Source organism: Rhizobium mayense, from assembly GCF_030272705.1.
Lineage (GTDB): Bacteria > Pseudomonadota > Alphaproteobacteria > Rhizobiales > Rhizobiaceae > Rhizobium > Rhizobium mayense.
Genome location: NZ_JARFYM010000006.1, coordinates 151,383 through 174,417 on the forward strand (window position 1 = coordinate 151,383; position 23,035 = coordinate 174,417).

The 23,035-nt window shown below is 60.7% G+C and carries 21 protein-coding genes; 13 read left to right on the forward strand and 8 right to left on the reverse strand.

Annotation, left to right across the window (positions count from 1 at the left end):
• Positions 1-13 precede the first annotated feature (13 nt).
• From xylA to PY649_RS10745, 5 genes are all read right to left on the reverse strand, one after another.
• Positions 14-1,324, reverse strand: a complete 1,311-nt coding sequence (gene xylA, locus PY649_RS10725; RefSeq protein ID WP_285868318.1) for a xylose isomerase — start codon at positions 1,322-1,324, stop codon at positions 14-16.
• 165 nt (positions 1,325-1,489) lie between these two features.
• Positions 1,490-2,947 (reverse strand): xylulokinase, encoded by a 1,458-nt coding sequence (gene xylB / locus PY649_RS10730; RefSeq protein ID WP_285868319.1) that lies wholly within the window; start codon positions 2,945-2,947, stop codon positions 1,490-1,492.
• Positions 2,948-2,985: 38 nt separating this feature from the next.
• Positions 2,986-4,011 carry a LacI family DNA-binding transcriptional regulator gene (locus tag PY649_RS10735; protein ID WP_285868320.1) on the reverse strand — a complete coding sequence of 342 codons (1,026 nt, stop codon included), beginning with the start codon at positions 4,009-4,011 and terminating at the stop codon, positions 2,986-2,988.
• A 206-nt stretch (positions 4,012-4,217) separates the two neighbouring features.
• Complete coding sequence (locus PY649_RS10740; RefSeq protein ID WP_285868321.1) at positions 4,218-5,816, reverse strand: DHA2 family efflux MFS transporter permease subunit; 1,599 nt, start codon at positions 5,814-5,816, stop codon at positions 4,218-4,220.
• A gap of 15 nt (positions 5,817-5,831) precedes the next feature.
• Positions 5,832-7,070 (reverse strand): HlyD family secretion protein, encoded by a 1,239-nt coding sequence (locus PY649_RS10745; protein WP_285868322.1) that lies wholly within the window; start codon positions 7,068-7,070, stop codon positions 5,832-5,834.
• Between the two features lie 164 nt (positions 7,071-7,234).
• On the opposite strand from PY649_RS10745, the gene PY649_RS10750 reads away from it, so the two are divergent.
• From PY649_RS10750 to PY649_RS10775, 6 genes are all read left to right on the forward strand, one after another.
• Entirely contained in the window at positions 7,235-7,915 is a 681-nt protein-coding gene (locus PY649_RS10750; RefSeq protein WP_285868324.1) for a TetR/AcrR family transcriptional regulator, read from the forward strand.
• A gap of 105 nt (positions 7,916-8,020) precedes the next feature.
• Positions 8,021-8,860 (forward strand): AraC family transcriptional regulator, encoded by an 840-nt coding sequence (locus tag PY649_RS10755; RefSeq protein ID WP_285868325.1) that lies wholly within the window; start codon positions 8,021-8,023, stop codon positions 8,858-8,860.
• Between the two features lie 132 nt (positions 8,861-8,992).
• Positions 8,993-9,742 (forward strand): TerC family protein, encoded by a 750-nt coding sequence (locus tag PY649_RS10760; RefSeq protein ID WP_285868326.1) that lies wholly within the window; start codon positions 8,993-8,995, stop codon positions 9,740-9,742.
• Between the two features lie 276 nt (positions 9,743-10,018).
• Positions 10,019-11,476 (forward strand): glutamate--tRNA ligase, encoded by a 1,458-nt coding sequence (gene gltX, locus PY649_RS10765; protein ID WP_285868327.1) that lies wholly within the window; start codon positions 10,019-10,021, stop codon positions 11,474-11,476.
• Positions 11,477-11,492: 16 nt separating this feature from the next.
• Positions 11,493-12,989, forward strand: coding sequence for a lysine--tRNA ligase (gene lysS / locus PY649_RS10770; RefSeq protein WP_285868328.1), 1,497 nt, complete (start codon positions 11,493-11,495; stop codon positions 12,987-12,989).
• 144 nt (positions 12,990-13,133) lie between these two features.
• Positions 13,134-13,421 (forward strand): hypothetical protein, encoded by a 288-nt coding sequence (locus tag PY649_RS10775; protein ID WP_285868329.1) that lies wholly within the window; start codon positions 13,134-13,136, stop codon positions 13,419-13,421.
• Positions 13,422-13,464: 43 nt separating this feature from the next.
• Here PY649_RS10775 and PY649_RS10780 read toward each other — a convergent pair whose 3' ends face one another.
• Positions 13,465-14,313 (reverse strand): hypothetical protein, encoded by an 849-nt coding sequence (locus tag PY649_RS10780; RefSeq protein ID WP_285868330.1) that lies wholly within the window; start codon positions 14,311-14,313, stop codon positions 13,465-13,467.
• Between the two features lie 194 nt (positions 14,314-14,507).
• Here PY649_RS10780 and PY649_RS10785 point away from each other — a divergent pair, with 194 nt between their 5' ends.
• The 7 genes from PY649_RS10785 (at position 14,508) to PY649_RS10815 (ending at position 21,409) form a co-directional block, all read left to right on the forward strand.
• A complete protein-coding gene (locus tag PY649_RS10785) occupies positions 14,508-15,416 on the forward strand; it encodes a LysR family transcriptional regulator (RefSeq protein ID WP_285868331.1) in 909 nt (302 codons plus the stop codon).
• 148 nt (positions 15,417-15,564) lie between these two features.
• Positions 15,565-16,725: an ABC transporter substrate-binding protein gene (locus PY649_RS10790; protein WP_285868333.1), complete on the forward strand. Its 1,161-nt coding sequence runs from the start codon at positions 15,565-15,567 to the stop codon at positions 16,723-16,725.
• Between the two features lie 166 nt (positions 16,726-16,891).
• Complete coding sequence (locus tag PY649_RS10795) at positions 16,892-17,878, forward strand: ABC transporter ATP-binding protein (RefSeq protein WP_285868334.1); 987 nt, start codon at positions 16,892-16,894, stop codon at positions 17,876-17,878.
• Positions 17,875-18,846 (forward strand): ABC transporter permease, encoded by a 972-nt coding sequence (locus PY649_RS10800; protein ID WP_285868335.1) that lies wholly within the window; start codon positions 17,875-17,877, stop codon positions 18,844-18,846. The genes PY649_RS10795 and PY649_RS10800 overlap by 4 nt, the downstream gene beginning before the upstream one ends.
• The gene (locus tag PY649_RS10805) at positions 18,836-19,651 is read left to right on the forward strand and encodes an ABC transporter permease (RefSeq protein ID WP_285868336.1); all 816 of its coding nucleotides are present in this window, start codon (positions 18,836-18,838) and stop codon (positions 19,649-19,651) included. Before PY649_RS10800 ends, PY649_RS10805 begins: the two co-directional genes overlap by 11 nt.
• Before the next feature lie 15 nt (positions 19,652-19,666).
• Entirely contained in the window at positions 19,667-21,094 is a 1,428-nt protein-coding gene (locus PY649_RS10810) for a gamma-aminobutyraldehyde dehydrogenase (RefSeq protein WP_285868337.1), read from the forward strand.
• 141 nt (positions 21,095-21,235) lie between these two features.
• Entirely contained in the window at positions 21,236-21,409 is a 174-nt protein-coding gene (locus PY649_RS10815; protein WP_285868338.1) for a DUF1328 domain-containing protein, read from the forward strand.
• Positions 21,410-21,453: 44 nt separating this feature from the next.
• Here PY649_RS10815 and PY649_RS10820 read toward each other — a convergent pair whose 3' ends face one another.
• Both PY649_RS10820 and PY649_RS10825 read right to left on the reverse strand, forming a co-directional pair.
• Entirely contained in the window at positions 21,454-22,128 is a 675-nt protein-coding gene (locus tag PY649_RS10820; protein WP_432761348.1) for a DUF1345 domain-containing protein, read from the reverse strand.
• Between the two features lie 110 nt (positions 22,129-22,238).
• On the reverse strand, positions 22,239-22,970 hold the full coding sequence (locus tag PY649_RS10825; protein ID WP_285868339.1) for an SDR family oxidoreductase: 732 nt from the start codon (positions 22,968-22,970) through the stop codon (positions 22,239-22,241).
• Positions 22,971-23,035 lie beyond the last annotated feature (65 nt).

Genomic DNA, 23,035 nt, shown 5'->3' on the forward strand with positions numbered 1-23,035 from the left:
CGGCAACTATCGATCAAACGTAACGGTTGACGATATTTTCGAGCAGTTCCTGCTTGCCGGACTTCGGCTGCGGATTGATGTCCTTGGCCTCAACCCATTCGGCGATCTGCTCGAGCGAGTATTCGCCGCGGGCAAGCTTCTGGCCTTCGGCCGAATCCCAGCCGGCATAGCGGGCGTCGAGCGGTCCGGACAGGGCCTTGTCCTCGATCATCTTGGCGGCAGCCTTCAGACCGCGGGCGCAGGCATCCATGCCGCCGATGTGGCCGATCAGCAGATCTTCCGGATCAAGCGACTGGCGGCGCAGCTTGGCGTCGAAGTTGGTGCCGCCGGTGGTGAAGCCGCCGCCCTGCAGGACGTGGTAATAGGCGAGCGCCATTTCCGGAACGTTGTTCGGGAACTGGTCGGTGTCCCAGCCGGACTGGTAGTCGTTGCGGTTCATGTCGATCGAGCCGAAGATTCCGAGCGCGTTGGCGAGCGCCAGCTCGTGCTCGAAGGAGTGGCCGGCGAGGATCGCATGGCCCTGCTCGATGTTGACCTTCACTTCGTTTTCGAGGCCGTTCTTCTTCAGGAAGCCGTAAACGGTCGCGACGTCGTAGTCGTACTGATGCTTGGTCGGCTCTTGCGGCTTCGGCTCGATGAGGATCGTGCCCTTGTAGCCTATCTTATGCTTGTACTCGACGACGAGGTTGAGGAAGCGGCCGAGATGGTCGAGTTCCTTCTTGAGGTCGGTATTGAGCAGGGTTTCATAGCCTTCGCGGCCGCCCCAGAGAACGTAGTTGGCGCCGCCGAGCTTGGCCGTAGCGTCCATGCAGGTCTTAACCGTTGCCGCGGAGTAAGCGAAGACTTCCGGATCCGGATTGGTGGCGGCACCCGACATGAAGCGGCGGTTCGAGAACAGGTTCGCGGTACCCCAGAGCAGCTTGACGCCGGTGGCGGCCTGCTTTTCCTGGAAGTAGTCGACGATCTCGTTCAGGTTCTTGGTGTTTTCGGCAAAGTTCTTGCCTTCCGGACGCACGTCGGCATCGTGGAAGCAGTAGAACGGTGCGTCGAGCAGCTGGAAGAGTTCGAACGCGACGTCGGCCTTCAGCTTGGCTGCCTTCATCGTGTCTTCGAACCACGGGCGCAGGAAGGTCTGGCCGCCAAAGGGGTCGCCACCCTGCCAAGCGAAGGTATGCCAGTAGGCAACGGCAAAACGCAAATGGTCTTCCATGCGCTTGCCAAGGACCACTTCGTCCTTGTTATAGTGGCGGAAGGCCAACGGATTGGTGCTGTCAGGGCCCTCGTACTTTACTTTCTTGATGTCACCAAAAAATCCGGTGCTCATGTCTCATCTCCTTGGGTTTGGTATTTCGGTATTGTTGTTCGTGCCGTGTGGCGCATCCGACCCTTCGCGCCACCTTCTCCCCGCGGGGAGAAGGGTATGGGCGGCTGCCGCAAGCTCGGTCTCACCCTCTCCCCTCGGGGAGAAGGCAGGGTGAGGGGGTCCCCCTCAAACTATGCTCAGCGGCTTGATCGCCGGATAAAGCGCGCGATAACGCTTGTAGGCATCCTCGTAAGCGCCGGTCAGCGCTGTTACCGGTTCGATCGTGCCGGCCGTTTCAGGCGGCGTGCAAACGGCGACCGGATCGGCGCCGGTTGCCGCGATCAGACCGAGACGGGCGGCGCCGAAGGCTGCTCCGAAATCGCCGTCGGCCGGCAAATCGACGGGAACGCCGAGCGCCGTCGCAATCGAGGCGAGCCAATAGCGCGAGCGCGAGCCACCACCGATGGCGGTGACGCGGGCGATATCGGTGCCTGCCGAACGCAGTGCTTCGAGATTATCACGAATAGCGAAGGTGACGCCTTCGAGCACCGCCTGGGTCAGCACGGCACGGCCGCTTTCATGGCCGAGACCGATGAAGGCGCCGCGGATGGTCGCATCATTGTGCGGCGTGCGCTCGCCGGAAAGATAAGGAAGGAAGGTGACTCCGGACGGTGCCTTCAAGGCATCACCGAGTTCGCCGGTGAGTTCGGAGGCGGATTTGCCCGTGACGCCCGAATGCCAGTTCAACGCATCGGTTGCCGACAGGATGACGCCCATCTGGTGCCAGGTGTTCGGCAGCGCATGGCAGAAGGCATGAACCGCACTTTCCGGCTTCGGCAGGTAGGAGCCGTTGGCAGCAAAGAGCACGCCCGAAGTGCCGAGCGAGACGAAGGCGGCGCCATGGCTGACCGTGCCCATGCCGCAGGCCGAGGCCGCATTGTCCCCTGCTCCGCCGGCCACGACGACGTCGCCGGCAATGCCCCACTTCGAGGCCAGTTCGCCGCGCAGCTTGCCGGCGGCTTCGGTGCCTTCCACCAGCGTCGGCATCTGTTTCTCATCGAGATCGGTGGCGGCGAGCAGCTGGGAAGACCACTTGCGCTTGCCTGTGTCGAGCCAGGACGTGCCGGCGGAGTCGGACATTTCCGACATGTGCTCGCCCGTCAGCCATAGGCGCAGATAGTCCTTCGGCAGCAGTACCCAGCGCACCTTGGCAAAGATGTCCGGCTCATGCTTGGCGACCCAGGCGAGCTTCGGTGCGGTGAAGCCGGGGAAAACGATGTTGCCGGTCAGCGTCCGGAAACGTGGATCGGCGTCGAGTGCCGCAGCCTCCTGATAGCTGCGCGTATCGTTCCAGAGGATGCAGGGGCGCAGCACCTTGTCGTCTGCGTCGAGCAGCGTCGCACCATGCATCTGGCCGGACAGGCCGATGCCGCGCACCGCAGCCAACTCCTTCGGGTGCGCCGTCTTCAGGCCGGCGACCGCCTCCTCGGTGGCGCGAATCCAGTGCGCCGGTTCCTGCTCCGACCAGCCCGAATGCGGACGCGATACGTCGAGCCCGCCATTGGCCGATCCGATGATCTTCTGATTGCCGTCGATCAGCATCGCTTTGACGCCGGACGTTCCGAGATCGAGACCCAAATACATCAGATGTACTCCCTATGCTCTGCCGCAGGTTTTGATGGTCAGGGCAGATTGTCCTTCAAGAAAATGTCGAGGCGGATGCGTTCCTGCCCGGCGATGACGTCCTGGCCGTCCGCTGTCGCCTTCATGACGCGTATGGCGCTGCGCACCTCATGGCCGGCGTCCTGGTTCAGAACGGCATCGATCGTGCCGTCCTGCAAGGCTGCACGGGTATGTTCGGTCAGTTCGTGCACGACGACGGTCAGTCCGCGACCCTGCCCGGTCGCTTTCAGCGCCCTGATCAAGCCGCGATTGCCGGCGCCGAGACTGTAGATGCCGATGATGCTGTTGCTGCCGGAAAGGGCTTCGGAGACCAGCGCGTTGGCGATTTCCGGATCGTCGCGGCCCTCGAGCACCGGCAGCAGGCGCAGTTGCGGAAATTCCGCCGCCATGACGGAGGCAAATCCCTCCAAGCGCTCACGATGGTCGCGCACCAGCATGGACCCGGCGAGAACGGTGATATCGCCGTTGCGCCCACCCAGGAAACGGCCAAGCAGCCGAGCCGCCGTCCGGCCCGCAGCGATATTGTCGACGCCGGCATAATGATGCCGCGTGGAGCCTGTGAGATCGGAAACGAGGGTGACGACGGGAAGCCGCGCCGCCACCAGCCGGTCGACGGCGGCCCGCACGTCCGGCGCGTCGATCGCTACCAAGGCCACGCCGGCAAGGTCCGTGCCGTTCAATGCGTCGAGCGCGGCCACCAGGGCCGCTGCGTCGAAGGCAGGCACCTCGACAATGCGAATCTCCGTGCGCTCGAAGGCCGACCGGGTCATTGCCTGGCGCACTTCGGCATAGAGGCCGTGCATGAAGGAATTATCGCCGGTCGGCAGGATGAAGACGAGCGGATAGACACGGCCCTTGGCAAGATTGGCGGCTGCCACGTCGCGCACGTAGCCGATGTCGCGAATGGCCGCTTCCACCTTCTCACGTGTCACGAGACGCACGCCCGGGCGCTGGTTCAGAACCCGGTCCACGGTCGCAAGGCTGACGCCCGCTGCAGCGGCGATATCGTAAACGGTGGGTCTCATCAGCTCCTCCTGACGAGATTCTTATCGCTAATTCTGATGTACGTAAATCAAAAATTTTTGGCGCCTGAAATTTCCTGTCGATGGCAACGAAAAGAAAAAGGCTCCTCGATCCGAGAAGCCTTTCCATTACAGGGAGATAGGAGTGAAACGGGATGCGTGGGCCATCCTATGCGTTCGCAGGTAATGCCACCTGAAAGCGGGACGCCCTAATGGCCACCGCCGCCAGCGCCTTTCGGCGGGGCTTTCGGCTTGCTAAGCATCAATACGCCAAAGATCATCGCAAGGAACAATACCGTCAGCATCAGGAAGACGTCGCTAAAGGACATGATGATCGCCTGCTGCTCCGCCATGTTGACCAACTGCCGCACCGCCGCCTGCGGACCGTCCAAGCCACTGGCACTGAAATTGGCCGTCATGTTGTTGATTTGATCGATGGCGGCGGGGCTTCCCCAATGCACATGCTCGCGCAGATGCATATAGTGGGCGTCCTGGCGGGTGCTGAGCACCGTGTTGATGATGGCAAGCCCGACGGCACCGCCGAGGTTGCGGGTCAGGTTAAACAGGCCGGAAGCACCGCGCATGCGGGCGGGAGGCATGGTTCCGAGCGCGATATTATTAATGGGCACCATGCACATCATCAGCCCGAAGCCGCGAAGAATCTGCGGGATGAAGAGCTCCCAGAAATCCCAGTCCATCGTCAAGCCGGTCATGATCCACGTGCCGGCCGCGAAACTGCAGAAGCCGATGATCATCATGATCCGGAGATCCATCTTGCCGGAAAGAATACCGGCTAGAGGCGCGGTGAAGAACATTGCCAGGCCGGAGACGAACATCGTCTCGCCGATCATCAGTGAATCATATCCGCGGATACGGCTGAGATAGACGGGATAGATATAGGTCAGACCATAAAGCCCGATGCCCATCACGAAAGAGAACATCGAACCAAACGCGAAGTTCTTATTGCTAAAGGCCTTCAAATCGACGACCGGGAAATCGACGCTGAACGCTCGGTAAAAGAAGATCAGCGCGCCAATTGCGGAAGCAACCGCAGCCATCACGATATAGTCGTCGTTGAACCAGTCGTTGGTGTTGCCTTCTTCAAGCACATATTCCAGCGCGCCGAGAAACAGCGCCATGGAAAATAGTCCCCACCAGTCGAACTTCTTCATCAACGACAGCTCCGGCTTGTCGAAGTCGATGAAATTCCAGGTGACGATAGTGACAATGATGCCGGGCCCGATGTTGACCAGGAACAGCCAGTGCCAGGAAAACGCGTGGCTGAGATAGCCGCCGACCGTGGGGCCAATGGTCGGAGCAAGCGTTGCGATCAAACCGATGATCGGCGACACCACATTGCGCTTCGACGGCGGGAAAATGGTGAAGGCAGCGGCGAAAACTGACGGAATCATGCCGCCGCCGATAAAGCCCTGCAGCGCACGATAGACGATCATCTGATCGATGTTGGTCGCCGTCGCGCAAAGACCGCTGGCGATGGTGAAGCCGGCGGCGGAGGCGGCGAAAAGATATCGTGTCGAGATGATGCGGGCCAGCGTTCCCGAAAGCGGAATCATGATGACTTCGGCGATCAGATAGGCTGTTTGGACCCAGGGAATTTCATCCGAGCCGGCGCTGAGGCCGGCCTGGATTTCGCTGAGGGAGGCGGAAACCACCTGAATGTCAAGGATCGACATGAACATGCCGAGCACCATCGCAAAGAATGCGATGAGTCTGCGGGGGTCCATATGTTCCGCCGCTGGGACGGCGGGACCGGCTATCGAACCTACGGTCGCTGCTGTCGAGGCCATCGGCGCTCTCCGAATTTAGTTACTGGCCCATCCGGCACGATCAGGCGCTGTGCGGGTATCGACATCGACAACGACGCTCAAACCGGCCCGCAGACGACCGCTGTCGAGCGCATCCTGTGGCAAGGCGATACGAACCGGCACGCGCTGGACCACCTTGGTGAAGTTGCCCGTCGCGTTTTCCGGCGGCAGCAACGAGAAGACCGAGCCAGAGGCCGGCGAGATCGACGTGACCGTACCGACGATCGGATGATCGCTGTAGGCATCGACATGGACATTGACCTTGGAACCGGCAACCAGATGCTGGATCTGCGTTTCCTTGAAGTTGGCGTCGATATAGAGCTGGCGAGTCGGAACCAGCGCCATCAGCTTCTGGCCGGGAGAGACAAGATCGCCCTCCTGAACCGAACGGTTGCCTACAACGCCGTCATAGGGCGCCTTCAACACGGTGAAGGAGAGGTCGCGGGCCGCCTTGTCGCGTGCAGCCTCCAGGCCCTTGATCGTGCTTTCCGCCTGGCGACGCTGCGCTTGCAGCAGGTTGATATTGGCCTGAGCCGATGCGATGGCCGCATCGCCGCCGACGAGATTGGCCTTGGCCTGGTCGAGGGCGATATTGGCGCTATCCAAGGAGGCCGTGGTGCCGACTGACTTCGACTGAAGTTCGGCAGCACGTGTCTGGGTGATCTGCGCGCCGCGCACCGTAGCTTCCAGCGCAACCTTCTGGGCCTGCGCCTGGGCAAGCGCGGCCTGACCGGCGGCAATCTGCGCATCGATCGTGTGCAGCGACAATTGCTCGGTGTCGAGCGAAGCCTGGGCCTGGCCAAGGGCCAGCTTGTAATCGCCGTCGTCGAGCGTGGCGAGCACATCGCCCGCCTTGACCTGCTGGTTGGCGACGACGTCCACCTTGGCGACATAGCCCGTCACCTTCGGCTGAATGGTCGCAATGTCGCCTTCGATGTAAGCATCGTCAGTCGACACCAGGAAGCGACCGTTCGTCCACCACTCGTAGCCGTACCAGCCGCCGCCAACGAGCGCCAGAACGACAATGATCGGAAGCACCAGGCTGCGCCGCTTCTTCTCAGCCGGCGGTGGGGCCGCCTGGACTGGAGCCGCAGGCGCAGCCTGGGCGGGGGGTGGGTTGCCAGGCCGTTCCGCGGCGGGAGCCTCAACAGATGTGCCGGCGCCCTTTGCTTCCACTTCGACATCAGCGGAATCATCAACGATGCGCGCTACATTGTTACTATGACTTGACGACATTGCCCTACCACCGGAATCTGGCTAAAATAATCGAACCGAACGGTTCAGTTCAGTTGACATAGATCGTTTTTCATTCCATATCAAGTCATATCGAACCACCCGGTTCGATTTAATTAACGAATCTGATTAAGATTCAGAAAAAGTGATCGAGCTAAACGGAGACGATGAAACACGAGCCTGAAAACACCGCAGTCGTAAACGCGCCCGCATCGGGAGGGCGTTGGGCTGCCGGCGAAGACCCCGTCAAGCGCCAGCAGATTCTGGATGGTGCCACACGCGTCTTCATGAAAATGGGGTTCGATGCGGCGAGCATGAACGACGTCACGCGCGAAGCCGGCGTCTCCAAGGGCACTCTTTATGTCTATTTCGCCAACAAGGAAGATCTGTTCTCCGCCATGATAGACAATGAGCGCGCGCGTTTCGTCGAGACCGTACGCACTGCGCTTGCCGACGATGCCGATGTGGCGACCAGTCTTTATGACTTCGGCATGGTGTTCGTGAGCCACGTTACATCGCAAAAGACCATCAGCGCCATGCGCACCGTCATCGGCGTGCGCGAACGTATGCCATCCCTCTGTCAACGCTTCTTCACTGGCCCGGAAAACCTGCGCACTGTTCTCCGCAGCTTCCTCGAACGTCAGGTTACCGCCGGTCGTCTTCGCATCGAGGACTTCGATATGGCCGCACGTCATTTCCTCGACATGGCCAGCGGCAGCTACTTCAAGCTGAGACTGTTCGGAGACATGGATATCCCTCCCTCGAAGGAGGAGATCGACTATGTCGTGCGCGGCGCCGTTCGCGTCTTCATGGCCGCTTATGGTAACAATCGGAACAATCAGGCTTGACCGCCTTCCGATAGCCGGCGGATATCCGCCCCAATCCCGCAATCGCGATCAAGCCCGATAGCCGGTCCGCGCCTAACAATGGGCGGGCAACCAGGGAAATCGAACATGAGCGCGATCGGAAGAGCGATATGGTTCATCGAAAGCCATTTCTCATCTGACATTTCGCTGGACGAGATCGCCGATACGGCCGGCCTGTCGCGTTATCATCTGTCGCGCGTCTTCGGGCTCACCACCGGCCATTCGATCAGCGGTTATATCCGGGGCCGGCGCCTTAGCGGGGCCGCCCTTGCGCTGATCAACAGCTCGTCGACCATTCTCGAGGTTGCCCTCGATGCGGGCTACGGCTCGCATGAGGCTTTCACCCGTGCCTTCCGCGAACAATTCGGGATGACGCCCGACAGTTTGCGCAAACAGGGGCACGCCCGAAACCTTGTTTTGCTGGAGCCGATCAGAATGGACGACACCCGCCTTCCCAAACTCGACGCGCCGCGTTTCGAAACCCGACCCGCAATGCTACTGGCCGGTCTCGCGGAAACCTATGCCTATGAAGCCACTCAGGGGATTCCCTCGCTTTGGCAGAAATTCAACCAGCAATTCGGCCATATCCCCGGCCAGGTCGGCAATGTCGCCTACGGCGTCTGCACCCAGGCCGAAGGCGAGACCGACAGCTTCCGCTATATGTCTGCCGCTGAGGTCACCGCGGCCGACGATCTGCCGGAGGGCTTCACGACCCTTAAGCTGCCGCCGCAGCGTTATGCCATCTTCACCCATCGCGGCCATGTTTCGGGCATCTCCGCCACCGTGCACCAGATCTTCGGTGACTGGCTGCCGCAATCCGGTCACCAGCACGGCGGCCTGCCCGACATGATGGAACGTTACGACGACCGTTTCGATCCCCACACCGGCACGGGCGTGACGGAGGTATGGATTCCCCTGAAAGCATAGAAATATGCGCGCCACCCGCGAAAATATGGGTGGCGCTTGCACCTGCGATTCCACTCCTTACATTAGCGACCATCATTGGGGAGCCGGAGCTGGGGGCAGCGTCGGCGGACGCTGGCCGGAGGAAAATCGTCGATGGACATTGTTGGCTTGGTGCAGGATCCGAGCGCATGGATTGCGCTCGTCACGCTCGTCGTCATGGAAGTGGTCCTCGGCATCGACAACCTTATCTTCATCTCGATCCTGACCAACAAACTACCCGTCGAACACCGTGCGAAAGCCCGCAAGGTCGGCATCGGCCTCGCGCTGGTCCTTCGTCTTGTGCTGCTCGCGACCGTCGCCTGGATCGTACAACTGACGGAACCGGTCTTCGAAATCTTCGACCACGGCTTTTCCTGGAGGGACCTGATCCTGATCAGCGGCGGCCTGTTCCTGGTCTGGAAGGCGACCAAGGAAATCCATCACAATGTCGATCCCGAAGCACATGGCGAGGACTTCATCGCCACGTCGACCACCATCAACACCGGCTTTGCGTCGGCCATCGGCCAGATTCTGCTGCTCGACCTGGTCTTCTCGATCGACAGCATCGTCACCGCCGTCGGCATGACGCCGCATCTGCCGATCATGTTCATCGCGGTCATCGCCGCGGTCACCGTCATGCTGGTGGCGGCCGCGCCGCTTGCCAACTTCATCGAGAAGAACCCGACCATCGTCATGCTGGCGCTCGCCTTCCTGCTGATGATCGGCATGACACTGATCGCCGAAGGCATGGGCTTCCATGTTCCCAAGGGTTACGTTTACACCGCCATGGCCTTCTCGGCCGCGGTCGAGATGCTGAACATGCTGGCGCGGAACAGGCGAAAAAGAGCCGCAGGAGGGCATTGACCGTCCCGTCGTCCCAATGCTCGCCGCTTTCCGTTCCTATCGTTCTCGTCAGCGTTCCGACATCGCTCTATGTCTGGCCAGTCCGCTGAGCTTGCCTCCAACCTAAATTCCTTGACGCGCGCCATTGAATATGGCCTAAGGCCAGCCAAACGGAAAACGCGGGATTGAAGCGTCAAGACGCCCTTTTCCGGCCGGTTTCCTGATCCAGATAAACATCTCCAGCCGGGCAGCGCTTATCGCAAGCAGCGGCCTGGCTTTTTCTGACGAGCAAACAAGATGACCACTTCAGGCGTTCGCGTCCGCATCGCACCCTCCCCGACCGGCGAGCCGCATGTCGGCACAGCTTATATCGCGCTGTTCAACTATCTCTTCGCCAAGAAGCATGGTGGCGAGTTCATCCTTCGCATCGAAGACACGGATGCGACGCGTTCGACCCCAGAATTCGAGACGAAGGTGCTCGACGCGCTGAAATGGTGCGGCCTGAAATGGGCCGAAGGGCCCGATGTGGGCGGCCCATATGGCCCCTATCGCCAGAGCGACCGCAAGGATATCTACAAGCCCTATGTCGAGAAGATCGTCGAAGCCGGCCATGGTTTCCGCTGCTTCTGCACGCCGGAGCGGCTGGAACAGATGCGCGCTGCTCAGCGCGCCGCCGGCCTGCCGCCGAAGTATGACGGCCACTGTTTGAACCTTACCGCTGAAGAAGTCTCCGCGCGCGTCGCTGCCGGCGAGCCGCACGTCGTGCGCATGAAGATCCCGACCGAAGGCTCTTGCAAGTTCCATGACGGCGTCTATGGCGATGTCGAAATCCCGTGGGATGCGGTCGACATGCAGGTCCTGCTGAAGGCCGACGGCATGCCGACCTATCATATGGCCAACGTCGTCGACGACCATCTGATGAAGATCACCCATGTCGCACGCGGCGAGGAATGGCTCGCCTCGGTGCCGAAGCATATCCTGATCTATCAGTATCTCGGCTGGGAGCCGCCGGTGTTCATGCACCTGTCGCTGATGCGCAATGCCGACAAGTCGAAGCTGTCGAAGCGCAAGAACCCGACGTCGATCTCCTATTACACGGCACTCGGCTACATCCCCGAGGCGCTGATGAACTTCCTCGGCCTGTTCTTCATCCAGATCGCCGAAGGCGAAGAGCTCTTAAGCATGGACGAACTCGCCGGAAAGTTCGACCCGGAAAACCTCTCCAAGGCCGGCGCGATCTTCGACATCCAGAAGCTCGACTGGCTGAACGGCCGCTGGATCCGCGAGAAGCTGTCGGAAGAGGAATTCCAGCATCGCGTCCTGACCTGGGCGATGGAAAACAGCCGCCTGAAGGAAGGCCTGAAGCTGTCGCAGTCGCGCATCTCCAAGCTTGGAGAATTGCCTGACCTCACCGGTTTCCTGTTCAAGTCCGATCTCAACCTCGATCCTTCGGCGTTTGCGAAGGTCAAGTCGACGCCGGAAGAACTGCTTGAAATCCTGAACACCGTGCAGCCCGACCTTGAAAAGATCCTCGAATGGAATGTCGAAACGATCGAAGCCGAGCTGCGCGCCATCGCCGACCGCATGGGCAAGAAGCTGAAGGTCATCGTTGCGCCGCTCTTCGTCGCCGTGTCCGGCTCGTCGCGCTCGCTACCGCTGTTTGACTCGATGGCGATCCTCGGCCGCTCGGTCGTGCGCCAGCGCCTGAAACTGGCGGCCCAGACCGTTGCGACCCTCGTCGGCCCGAAGAACTGAACCGGACGTAAAAACCATGAACGACAAGACCGAAACAGCAACCCTTTCCTCCGATGCAACGGAAGTCCGCGCGCAGAAGCTGAAGCTGCTGCGCGAACAGATCGGCGACGTCTATCCGGCGCATTTCCACCGGACGCTGACCAACGCCGAACTGGCCGCGAAATATGAGGGGCTGGAGCCGGATACGGAAACCGGCGATGTCGTCACTGTCGCCGGCCGCGTCTATTCCTCGCGCAATTCCGGCATGTTCATGGATATCCATGACGCCTCGGGGAAAATCCAGATATTCAGCCACAAGGACGTGACCGGCGAAGAGGCCCGCGCCCTGCTGCCGATGATCGACATCGGCGACATCATCGGCGTGACCGGAATCGTGCGCCGCACCAAGCGCGGCGAGCTGACAATCAATGCCCAGCAAATCACCATGCTGACCAAGTCGCTGTTGCCGATGCCGGAAAAGTGGCACGGCCTCTCCGACATCGAGGCGCGCTACCGCAAGCGCCATCTCGACATCATGACCAACGAGGAATCGAAGCTTCGCTTCCAGCAGCGCAGCCGCATCGTCTCCGGCATCCGCCGTTTCATGGAGAATGACGGCTTCATGGAAGTCGAAACGCCGATGCTGCACTCGGTCTATGGCGGCGCCACGGCCGAGCCGTTCAAGACGCATCACAACACGCTGAAGCTCGACATGTACCTGCGCATCGCGCCGGAGCTGTTCCTGAAGCGCACCCTGGTTTCGGGCCTCACCGACAAGGTGTTCGAGATCAACCGCAACTTCCGCAACGAAGGCGTATCCACAAGGCACAATCCTGAATTCACGATGATGGAGTGCTACTGGGCCTATGCCGACTACGAGGACATCATGAACCTCGTCGAGCGCCTGTTCTCGACGCTCGCCATGTCAATCCACGGCAGCACGGAATTTGCTTTTGGCGACAAGCAGATCTCCTTCAAGGGTCCGTTCCGCCGCGTGCCGATGCCCGACGCCGTCAAGGAAGCGACCGGCATCGACTTCCTGGCGATCAAGACGGACGAAGAAGCTCGCGCCGCCTCCAAGGCCGCCGGCTTCGCCGTCGAGAAGGATGCGACCTGGGGCGAATGCCTTGCCTTCATCTTCGAAGAGAAGGTCGAGGGCACGCTGATCCAACCCGCGCACGTCACGCATTTCCCGAAGGACATCTCGCCCTTCGCCAAGGAAGTGCCGGGCGAGCCGCGCCTCGTCGAACGCTTCGAGACCTATTGCAACGCCTGGGAACTCGGCAACGCCTTCTCGGAACTCAACGATCCGGAAGAGCAGCGCGCCCGCATGGTCGAGCAGCTCGAACAGGCGCATGCCCGCGGCGAGAAGCAGAAGGAACTGGACGACGAATTCCTCGATGCCATCGACCAGGGCATGCCGCCGGCCGGCGGCCTCGGCATCGGCGTCGACCGGCTGATCATGCTGCTGACCAATTCCCCGTCGATCCGCGACATCATCCTGTTCCCGGCACGGCGCAGCAAGGCGGACTGAGACGGTTTCGCGCAGACGATAGAGACGACAGGCCGCCAGCTATGCCATGGCGGCCTTTTTCGTTGGGCCATTGCTTGCGGATTGCGTATAAATCCCGCCAACGTGCGGCGAATCCCCGCCCTCCGGAAACAAGAGGCCCGAAAAATGACTGAGACAGAAAACCTGATGACGGACGCCGATCTCGAGCAACAGCGCCTAGCCGATCTCGCCGAACTGGGCGATGTCGATCTGACGCAATACGCGCCGGGCACGTTCGGCTGCCATGAGGCGATGCATACCACGTCGCTCATGCTCGATATGACGGACGACCAGTTGCTGCAACATCCCGCCGTTCTTGCCAATCCGGAATTCTACCGTCTCGCGGGCGCGGTCCATGAGGCGCTGTTTGCGCTTTACCAGGCCATCGGCGAAAAGCATTTGGCGGCGGATTGAGGGATTTCCGCCCTCGCGTCCGCGAGGCAAAGGTTGTCTGAAATCAATTCGTTACCGGCGACCGCCGATCGCTGGCGCCCGTCATGGTCGGGTCGAGACCCGGCGATGGCGCTTTATCCGGATCGGCGGCGTCGGCGCCAATGAAGCTGCCGGTATTGTCGCCCTCAGGCGGGAGTTTGCCTGTTGATGCAGGAGGGCGCTGTTCTGGAGGTGTCGCAGGCGCTTCGTCCTTTTCCACCCGAGCGGCGGCCTTCTGCTCTGCGGCTTCGGCGGCTTTCTGTTTGTCCTTCTTCGCGTCGCCGCCCGACTCGTTCTCGGCGGCCAGCGGGTTGTCGCAATCGGTGTGATCCTTCAGCGCCGCCAGCGCGTCGTCGATATCCTTGGGTAACATGTTGATCTGTTCCCCATAAAAGAGACCCTCCGCGCTCGCCCCGCCATTGTAGTAGCGCGCCGTGACCGGCCCCTCAACGGTACCATCGGCAACCTTGGCGGGATGCGGCATATAGACGACATCGGCGCCTAACGCCCGGCCGCGAATATCGGACCGCAAGGTCGGGCCATTTTTATCGAGAACCACCACCTGAACGAGATCCGGCTTTTGCTCGTCATAGACAGCCTTGGCAACGCGAAGCGCCGTTCTGACCCGCGTCAGTCCGTCTGTCGGATCGGTGCGGATATATTTGCGCACCCAGAACTGATCCTCCTTGCGGATCGTGACGAGGTTGACGTCGCTGCATTTCAGGCCGTTCGGGGAGGCCGCGGTCAGGCCCAGGAGCTGGTCTTTGCCGATATAAAGCGCAAAGACGCCGGAACAGCCCATCAACAAGGCCACTCCGCCGACGATGACGACAAGCTTCCGGGATGGCCGGAAAATGTGCAGTAAGGCGCTCACGCCAACTGCTCCACCATAGAGCACTCCAACGCGACAAAATGATCAACTCTCACGTTAGGGATATGGCGTTTCGGAATACTTAAAGAAGTGATGAATCTTGCTCTGCTCGCGTTTCCGTTACCAAAAAAGGTCCAAGCCTTTCAGACCGATGCTGGTGCTTGCCTCGGATGGCACGGCCGTGCTCTAACCGGGGCATGGCCTTCACTTTGAGACAGCTTCAGTATTTCGTCGCCGTGGCGGAACAGGGCTCCATCACCCGCGCCGCGCAGAACCTGTCTATCTCGCAATCCTCGGTCACCGAGGCGCTGAAGGAACTGGAGAGCGACCTCGGCGTCGCGCTTTTCGACCGCCATCCACGCGGATTGTCCATCACCCACAACGGCCACCAGTTCCTCCGCCATGCCACGAAGATCCTCGCGACCGTTTCCGACGCCCGCACCAGTTTCTCCAGCCAGCAGAACGCCGCCGGCGGTTCGCTGAATATTGGCGTCACGTCGCTGGTCGCCGGCTATGTATTGTCCGACCTCTTGGCGCGCTATCGCCGCGCCTGCCCCGGCGTCGAGGTTAGCGCCATCGAGGACAATGGCGGTTATCTCGAACATCTGCTGGTTGGCGGCGAACTCGACGTTGCCGTCATGGTCATTTCCAACCTGCGCGACCGCATGGCGCTGCAGGCCGAAATCCTCGAAACATCTCCCTATCGCCTCTGGCTGCCGATGGGCCACCCTCTGGTCTCCGCCGACATCATCAGCGTCGCCGACATCTCGCGCGAACCGCTGATCATGCTGACCATCGACGAGATCGAGGAGAATACCGGCAAACTGCTGACGGCACTCGGCGCACGCCCGCATGTCGCCTTCCGCACCCGCTCGGTCGAGGCGGTGCGCAGTTTGGTTGCCACGGGCGCCGGCGTCGCGCTGCTGCCGGATCTCGTCTACCGCCCCTGGTCGCTGGAAGGCGACCGTATCGAAAGCCGCGATGTCTCCGGCTCGCTGCCGGTTGTGCAAGTCGGCATGGTCTGGCGCAAAGGCTCGAGTCTGCCGCAGGCCGCCCGCGATTTCGTCGGTATCGCCGAAGCCATGCGTTCGGGCCGTCAGCGGTAGGTTTCTGAGCAATTCATCGGAAATTCCGATATCACCTTTCTGATAAATGAATTTGCGAATACGGCCAATTCGCGTCACCTTTTTCTCCGGGAACAAATCGCCAGAAACTGGCTCCTAGACCAACTGGCTCAAGAACCGGGAGAATTCGATGAAGCATCTGCTGAAATCATGCACGGCTGCGCTCGCATGCCTAGGCTTCGCAACGCAGGTCATCGCTGCTGAGCCGTTGAAAACGCTCGGCAAGGGCGAAGGCGCCGTCAGCATCGTCGCCTGGGCCGGCTACATCGAGCGCGGTGAAAGCGACAAGAATTATGACTGGGTCACCCAGTTCGAGAAAGACACGGGCTGCAAGGTCAGCGTCAAGACCGCCGCCACCTCGGATGAAATGGTGGCGCTGATGAACGAAGGCGGCTTCGACCTTGTTACTGCGTCGGGCGACGCTTCGCTGCGCCTTGTCGCCGGCAAGCGCGTCCAGCCGATCAACGTCGATCTGATCCCCAGCTGGAAGAACCTCGACGATCGCCTGAAGAATGCTCCCTGGCATACGGTCAACGGCGTCCACTACGGCGTACCCTATCTCTGGGGACCGAACGTGCTGATGTACAACACCGACGCTTTCAAGGGTCAGGCACCGAAGAGCTGGAATGTCGTTTTCGAGGAAATGACCCTGCCGGACGGCAAGTCCAACAAGGGCCGCGTCCAGGCCTATGACGGCCCGATCTATATCGCCGACGCCGCTCTTTACCTGATGGCCCACAAGCCTGAACTCGGCATCAAGGACCCCTACGAACTCAACGAGGACCAATACAAGGCCGCTCTCGACCTTCTGCGCGGCCAGCGCAAACTCGTCAGCCGCTATTGGCACGACGCGATGATCCAAACGGATGACTTCAAGAACGAAGGCGTCGTCGCCTCCGGTTCCTGGCCGTTCCAGGTCAACCTGTTGCAAGCCGACAAGCAGAAGATCGGCTCGACCTTCCCGGACGAAGGCGCGACCGGCTGGGCTGATACCACCATGCTGCATGCCGACAGCCAGCATCCGAACTGTGCCTATATGTGGATCGAACATTCACTGCAGCCAAAGGTCCAGGGCGACGCTGCAGCCTGGTTCGGCGCGGTCCCTTCTGTCCCGGCCGCCTGCAAAGGCAACGAACTCCTGACCGACAGCGGCTGCGCCACCAACGGTTACGATCATTTCGAGAAGATCAAGTTCTGGAAAACCCCGGTCGCCAAGTGCACCACCGAGAGCGAATGCGTACCCTACCATCGCTGGGTTTCCGACTATATCGGCGTGATTGGGGGCAGATAGTTCACGCCGATTGTGGCGACCGCCTCTCGATCTCAATGAGCGCGATCGCATCGGGACGATGAGGGGCCTGATATCGAAAGCCCCTCATCGCCTCACCGAGCCCTTTTTCAAACAGAGAGACCACGGCGGAATATGGCCGTCGTCCCTGCATATCCCGGAGCATCCCATGACCGCCGTTCGTCTCCAGCAGGTATCGCGCCATTTCGGCCAGGTCCGTGCCGTCGATCACGTCGATCTGCAGATTGCCTCCGGCGAATTCTTTGCCATGCTTGGCCCCTCCGGCTCCGGCAAGACCACTTGCCTACGGCTCATTGCCGGTTTCGAGCAACCGACCGGCGGCCACATCGAGATTTTCGGCGATACCGCCGAGGGCGTGCCGCCCTATCGCCGCAACGTCAACACTGTCTTTCAGGATTACGCCCTTTTCCCGCATCTCAATATCCTCGACAACGTAGCCTATGGGCTGATGGTCAAGGGTATCGGCAAGACCGAACGGCTGAGGGCCGCTGAACAGGCGCTGGAACTGGTGAAGCTGCCGGGCTATGGCGCCCGCCGCCCCGGCCAGCTCTCCGGCGGCCAGCGTCAGCGCGTGGCACTCGCCCGCGCACTTGTGAACAAGCCGAAAGTGCTGCTCCTTGACGAACCGCTTGGCGCGCTAGACCTCAAACTACGCGAGCAGATGCAGGAGGAACTGAAGAGCCTCCAGCGGGCGCTCGGCATCACCTTCGTCTTCGTCACCCACGATCAGGGCGAAGCGCTCTCCATGGCCGATCGCGTCGCCGTCTTCAACAATGGCCGGATCGTGCAGGAGGGCACGCCGCACGATATCTATCAGCGGCCGAAGACCCGTTTCGTCGCCGATTTCGTCGGTTCCTCCAATGTGATTGCTCCCGAGACCATGTCGTCACTTGGCGGCGAACGGCGCTGGGCCAGCCTTCGGCCCGAGGCGATACGATTGACGCAGGATGCCGGTGTTCCGGCGACGGTGCAGGCGACCAGCTTTCTCGGCGCCGCCACCCGGCTTTCGGTGGAAGCGCAGGGCACGCGGATGCATGTCACCGTGCCTGCAGGCCAGCCGATTCCGGAAACCGGTGCCTCGGTGCGCATCGCCTGGCAGCCTGCCGATATCCATTACATGGACGACGCCGCATGATATCAGCCGCCATCGCAACGGCCGCACCGGCGGCCACCTCGATCCTGCCACGCCGCGGCGGTTTCTTCGGCCGCCTGTCCGATCTCTTCTGGCGTCGCCCGAAACTCCTGCTTTTCCTAATGCTGACGCCGCCGCTGCTCTGGCTCGGCATTATCTATATCGGCTCGCTGATCGCACTGCTTCTGCAGAGCTTCTTCTCGATCGACGACTTCTCGGGAATGGTGAACTACGAATTCACGCTCTCGACCTATGCGCAGCTTTTGAATTCCGCCAATTTCGACATCATCATCCGCACCATCGTGATGGCGGCGCTGGTTACCATCGCCTCCTCCTTCGTTGCCTTCCCGATCGCCTATTATGCGGCACGGTACGCCAAGGGAAAATGGAAGGCGCTGTTCTATCTCGGCGTGATGCTGCCGCTCTGGTCGAGCTATCTGGTCAAGGTCTATGCCTGGAAGCTGATCCTCGCCAAGGAAGGCATTTTGACCTGGCTCTTCGACAAGCTTTACCTTGGCTGGCTGCTGGACGGCGTGCTCAATCTTCCCATCGTCGGCGGCAATTCGCTGTCGGTGAGCTATATCGGCACCTTCCTAGTTTTCGTCTATATCTGGCTGCCCTATATGATCCTGCCGACACAGGCGGCCCTTGAGCGTGTGCCCGCCAATCTCCTCGAAGCCTCCGCCGATCTTGGCGCCACGCCGAACCAGACCTTCCGCACCGTGTTGCTGCCGCTGGCGCTGCCCGGCGTCGTTGCCGGCTCGATCTTCACTTTCTCGCTGACGCTGGGCGACTACATCATCCCGCAGATCATCGGCTCATCGCGCCTCTTCATCGGCCAGGCGGTCTATGCGCAACAGGGCACCGCGGGCAATGTGCCGCTCGCCGCCGCCTTCTCGGTCGTGCCTATCGTCATCATGGCCATCTATCTATGGATCGCCAAAAAACAGGGAGCTTTCGATGCGCTCTGATCGCGGCCAAAACGCTTCCCTGCCCCTGAAGATTGCAGCCGCCGGCGGCCTGCTCTTCCTGCATCTGCCGATCCTGCTGATCTTCGTCTATGCCTTCACCACCGAGGAGAAGAGCTATCAGTGGCCGCCGCCAGGCTTTACGCTGCAATGGTTTGGCATAGCCTGGAACCGGCCGGATGTCTGGTCGTCGCTGGCGCTATCAGTGCAGGTGGCGACGATCGCGACCGTCATCGCCCTGGTGCTCGGCACGCTCTGCGCCGCCGCCGTCAGCCAGACGAAATTCTTCGGACGCGAAGCGATCTCGCTTCTGGTGATCCTGCCGATTGCACTTCCCGGCATCATCACCGGCATTGCGCTACGCTCGGCCTTCAGCCTGTTCGATATTCCCTTCTCGGTCTGGACGATCGTTCTCGGCCACGCCACCTTCTGCGTCGTCGTGGTCTATAACAATGCGGTCGCCCGCTTCCGCCGCACCTCCGGTTCGCTGATCGAAGCCTCGATGGACCTTGGGGCCGACGGCTTCCAGACCTTCCGCCATATCATCCTGCCGAATATCGGCACGGCGCTGCTCGCCGGCGGCATGCTCGCCTTCGCGCTTTCCTTCGACGAGGTCATCGTCACGACGTTTACCGGCGGCCAGCAGATGACCTTGCCGATCTGGATGCTGGAAGAGCTGATCCGTCCGCGCCAGCGCCCTGTTACCAACGTCGTCGCTGTGGTCGTGGTGCTCGTCACCTTCCTGCCGATCCTGGCGGCCTACTATCTTACCCGCGACGGCGACCAAATCGCTGGCGGCGGCAAATGAAAAAGGGAGAATATTATGGACACCCAGATGCTGATCGGCTCCCGCTTTGAGGCCGGCACCGAGACGGAAGAGCATATCCTCAATCCGAAGTCCGGAGAGACCGTGCTCAACCTGCCGGAAGCCTCGCTCGGCCAGATCGATGCTGCCGTCGACGCCGCCGAAAAAGCCTTTGTAAGCTGGTCGCAGACGACGCCCGGGCAACGCTCCGCCTATCTCCTGAAGATCGCCGACGCCATCGAGAAGGATGCCGAAGGTTTCGCGACACTGGAAGCGCTGAACTGCGGCAAGCCGATCAACGCCGTCCTCAACGACGAAATCCCCGCCATCGTCGACTGCTACCGGTTCTTCGCCGGCGCGGTGCGCAACCTGCATGGCCCGGTCGCCGGCGAATACCTGCCCGGCCACACCTCCATGATCCGCCGCGATCCCATCGGCATCGTCGGATCGATCGCGCCATGGAACTATCCGCTGATGATGATGGCCTGGAAGCTGGCACCGGCGATCGCCGGCGGCAACACCGTCGTATTCAAGCCCTCGGAACAGACGCCGCTGACGGCGCTGAAGATGGCGAAGCTGCTGGCCGACATCCTGCCGGAAGGCGTCGTCAACGTCATCCTCGGTCGCGGCGAGAGCGTCGGCAACGCGCTGATCAACCACTCGAAAATCGGCATGGTGTCGATCACCGGCGACGTCGCCACCGGCAAGAAAGTGCTGCAGGCCGCCGCCAAAACGGTCAAGCGCACGCATCTCGAACTCGGCGGCAAGGCCCCGGTCATCGTCTTCGACGATGCAGATATCGACGCCGTCGTCGCCGGCATCAGGACCTTCGGCTACTACAATGCCGGCCAGGACTGCACCGCCGCATGCCGCATCTACGCTGACGCCAAGGTCTATGACAATTTCGTCGCAGACCTGACCTCCGCCGTCTCCAGCATCAAGTTCAATCTGACTGACGACGCCGAAAACGAAATCGGCCCGCTGATCTCCAAACGCCAACGGGACCGTGTCGAGAGCTTCGTCACCCGCGCCGCCGAACATAAGCACATGCAGATCACCACCGGCGGCAAGACTTCGGGTGATCGCGGCTTCTTCTACGCCCCGACCGTGGTTGCCGGCGCCACACAAGACGACGAAATCGTCCGTCGCGAGGTGTTCGGCCCGGTCGTCTCCGTCACCCGCTTCACGGATATCGCGGATGCCGTGACCTGGGCCAACGACAGCGACTATGGCCTGGCATCCTCTGTCTGGACCAAGGACATCAGCCGCGGCATGCAAACCGCCGCCCGCCTGCAATATGGCTGCACCTGGATCAACACCCACTTCATGCTTGTCAACGAGATGCCCCATGGCGGCCTGAAGCAATCCGGCTATGGCAAGGATATGTCGGTCTACGCGCTGGAGGACTACACCGCCGTCCGGCACGTGATGATCAACCATGGGTGAGAAGCGGTCGGCATAGCACTGCAATCGCATGACCAGTGCTGCGTCACTTACCAAAGCCCATCTCCCGGCAATCGAAACGGTATCGGAACAATTTCCAGTCTCCTGCGTCTTCGTTAGGCGCAACGCAGAGGAGATTTTCTGATGCTGAAGTGGGCTCTGATATTCTTCATAATTTCTCTGGTCGCCGGGTATTTCGGCTTTTCCGGCGTATCAGCCGCGACGGCAACGATCGCCCGCGTGCTTTTTGTCATCTTCGTGATCATCTTCCTGGTGTTCCTGATCCTGGCAGTCATGGCCGGCAACGCGGTCGTGTGATGAACGGCGGGCGATGACGATACGGAGGCACTTGACGGAGCGGGCTACACCAAACTCGCCCCGACGTTGATTGCAAGTGCCAGGATCGTCGTGTTGAACAAGAACGACAGGATGGCATGCAGCAGCACCAGCTTGCGCATGCCGACGGTAGAAACGCCGATATCCGCGGTCTGGGCGGCGACACCGATGGTGAAGGAGAAATAGAGGAAATCCCAATAGATGGGCTCCTCCACCGGTTCGGCAAATTTCAGCCCCTGCCCCGTATGAAAATCGCGGTAGTAGCGATGCGCATAGTGGTTCGTGAAAAGTATATGCAGGAACACCCAGGAAATCAGGATCGTCACAATCGCCATCAATGCGTGGAAAAGCGCCACTTCCGGCGGCGCTTCCTTGACGCCAAGCAGTTCCAGGGCGATGCCGCCGACGCTGGCGATCGCAGCCGCAATCGACAAGAACAGCAGAAATGCATCCGAGAAATCGATGTCGGCCGAGCGCTTGCGGATGCGATGCACGTCGGATGTCAGCATCCGGTATAGGCTGTAGACGACATAGACGACGGCGGTAGCGTTCCACGCGAAGAGCACATTGCTCGCGTTGAAGGCGCGCGAAGTCAGCAGCAGGAAGACGGCGACACCGACCGCGACGCTGACAAGAATCACCTGATGCTTGCGTAACAGCATGGCGCCCCTGGAACGATGCTGTTGTCCGTCCGTGGGCATGCCGCTCTCCCGATCACTAATTCTCTTTCAGATATAGATTCTCTGATGGAAGTGGCAAACAAAAAGAGGCCTCGCGATGCGAGACCTCCGAGCTCGGAGAAGACGCTAATTCAGGCCGTCCAGCCACCGTCTATGACATGGATCTGGCCGGTGGTGAAGCCAGCCTCGTCGCCGGCGAGATAGGTTACCAGGGCTGCGATTTCCTTGGCATCCGCGATGCGGCCCATCGGCTGGCGGGCGATGAAATCGGTCATGGCCTTCTCGTAGTCGCCAGTGGCGCGCAGGCGCTCATGCAGCGACGGGCTGTCAACGGTGCCGGGGCAAACGGCATTGACGCGGATGCCCTTGGAGACGAAATCGGCGGCAATCGATTTGGTAAGGCCGATGACGGCTGCCTTGGAGGCGCAATAGGCGAAGCGGTTCGGCACGCCTTTCACGCTCGAGGCGACAGAGGACATGTTGACGATCGATCCTTTGCCCTTTTCAAGCATGCCCGGCAGGAAGATGCGGCAGGTCGTATACATCGCCTTCGCATTGAGATTGAAGGAAAAATCCCAATCCTTCTCTTCGCAGTCGAGGATGGTGCCGGCATGCACGAAGCCGGCGCAATTGAAGAGCACGTCGATCGGGCCAAGTTCGTCGGCGTAGGCCTTGACCGCAGCGCCATCGAGCACATTCAGTACATGCTTGCTTGCGCCTTCCAGCGTCGAAAGCGTCTGCTCGTTGATGTCGGTGGCATATACATGCGCACCGAGCGAAATGAAGCGCTCGGCCGTCGCCCGTCCGATACCCTGTCCCGCCGCCGTGATGACGACCTTCTTGCCTTCCAATCCGTGACCCATAGTCCTGATCCTTTCCTCCAGGGCATGATCTCAAGACCGAGGGCCACTCAGCGAAATGCGTGGCG

What these genes read in the sequence shown, in the direction of transcription:
- gltX (WP_285868327.1), top strand. Translation starts at nt 10,019, where the DNA reads ATGACCACTTCAGGCGTTCGCGTCCGCATCGCACCCTCCCCGACCGGC.
- PY649_RS10810 (WP_285868337.1), top strand. Translation starts at nt 19,667, where the DNA reads ATGGACACCCAGATGCTGATCGGCTCCCGCTTTGAGGCCGGCACCGAG.
- PY649_RS10800 (WP_285868335.1), top strand. Translation starts at nt 17,875, where the DNA reads ATGATATCAGCCGCCATCGCAACGGCCGCACCGGCGGCCACCTCGATC.
- PY649_RS10750 (WP_285868324.1), top strand. Translation starts at nt 7,235, where the DNA reads ATGAAACACGAGCCTGAAAACACCGCAGTCGTAAACGCGCCCGCATCG.
- PY649_RS10735 (WP_285868320.1), bottom strand. Translation starts at nt 4,011, where the DNA reads ATGAGACCCACCGTTTACGATATCGCCGCTGCAGCGGGCGTCAGCCTT.
- PY649_RS10775 (WP_285868329.1), top strand. Translation starts at nt 13,134, where the DNA reads ATGACTGAGACAGAAAACCTGATGACGGACGCCGATCTCGAGCAACAG.
- PY649_RS10760 (WP_285868326.1), top strand. Translation starts at nt 8,993, where the DNA reads ATGGACATTGTTGGCTTGGTGCAGGATCCGAGCGCATGGATTGCGCTC.
- lysS (WP_285868328.1), top strand. Translation starts at nt 11,493, where the DNA reads ATGAACGACAAGACCGAAACAGCAACCCTTTCCTCCGATGCAACGGAA.
- PY649_RS10785 (WP_285868331.1), top strand. Translation starts at nt 14,508, where the DNA reads ATGGCCTTCACTTTGAGACAGCTTCAGTATTTCGTCGCCGTGGCGGAA.
- PY649_RS10815 (WP_285868338.1), top strand. Translation starts at nt 21,236, where the DNA reads ATGCTGAAGTGGGCTCTGATATTCTTCATAATTTCTCTGGTCGCCGGG.
- xylA (WP_285868318.1), bottom strand. Translation starts at nt 1,324, where the DNA reads ATGAGCACCGGATTTTTTGGTGACATCAAGAAAGTAAAGTACGAGGGC.
- PY649_RS10820 (WP_432761348.1), bottom strand. Translation starts at nt 22,128, where the DNA reads ATGCCCACGGACGGACAACAGCATCGTTCCAGGGGCGCCATGCTGTTA.
- PY649_RS10795 (WP_285868334.1), top strand. Translation starts at nt 16,892, where the DNA reads ATGACCGCCGTTCGTCTCCAGCAGGTATCGCGCCATTTCGGCCAGGTC.
- PY649_RS10755 (WP_285868325.1), top strand. Translation starts at nt 8,021, where the DNA reads ATGAGCGCGATCGGAAGAGCGATATGGTTCATCGAAAGCCATTTCTCA.
- PY649_RS10740 (WP_285868321.1), bottom strand. Translation starts at nt 5,816, where the DNA reads ATGGCCTCGACAGCAGCGACCGTAGGTTCGATAGCCGGTCCCGCCGTC.
- PY649_RS10825 (WP_285868339.1), bottom strand. Translation starts at nt 22,970, where the DNA reads ATGGGTCACGGATTGGAAGGCAAGAAGGTCGTCATCACGGCGGCGGGA.
- xylB (WP_285868319.1), bottom strand. Translation starts at nt 2,947, where the DNA reads ATGTATTTGGGTCTCGATCTCGGAACGTCCGGCGTCAAAGCGATGCTG.
- PY649_RS10745 (WP_285868322.1), bottom strand. Translation starts at nt 7,070, where the DNA reads ATGTCGTCAAGTCATAGTAACAATGTAGCGCGCATCGTTGATGATTCC.
- PY649_RS10805 (WP_285868336.1), top strand. Translation starts at nt 18,836, where the DNA reads ATGCGCTCTGATCGCGGCCAAAACGCTTCCCTGCCCCTGAAGATTGCA.
- PY649_RS10790 (WP_285868333.1), top strand. Translation starts at nt 15,565, where the DNA reads ATGAAGCATCTGCTGAAATCATGCACGGCTGCGCTCGCATGCCTAGGC.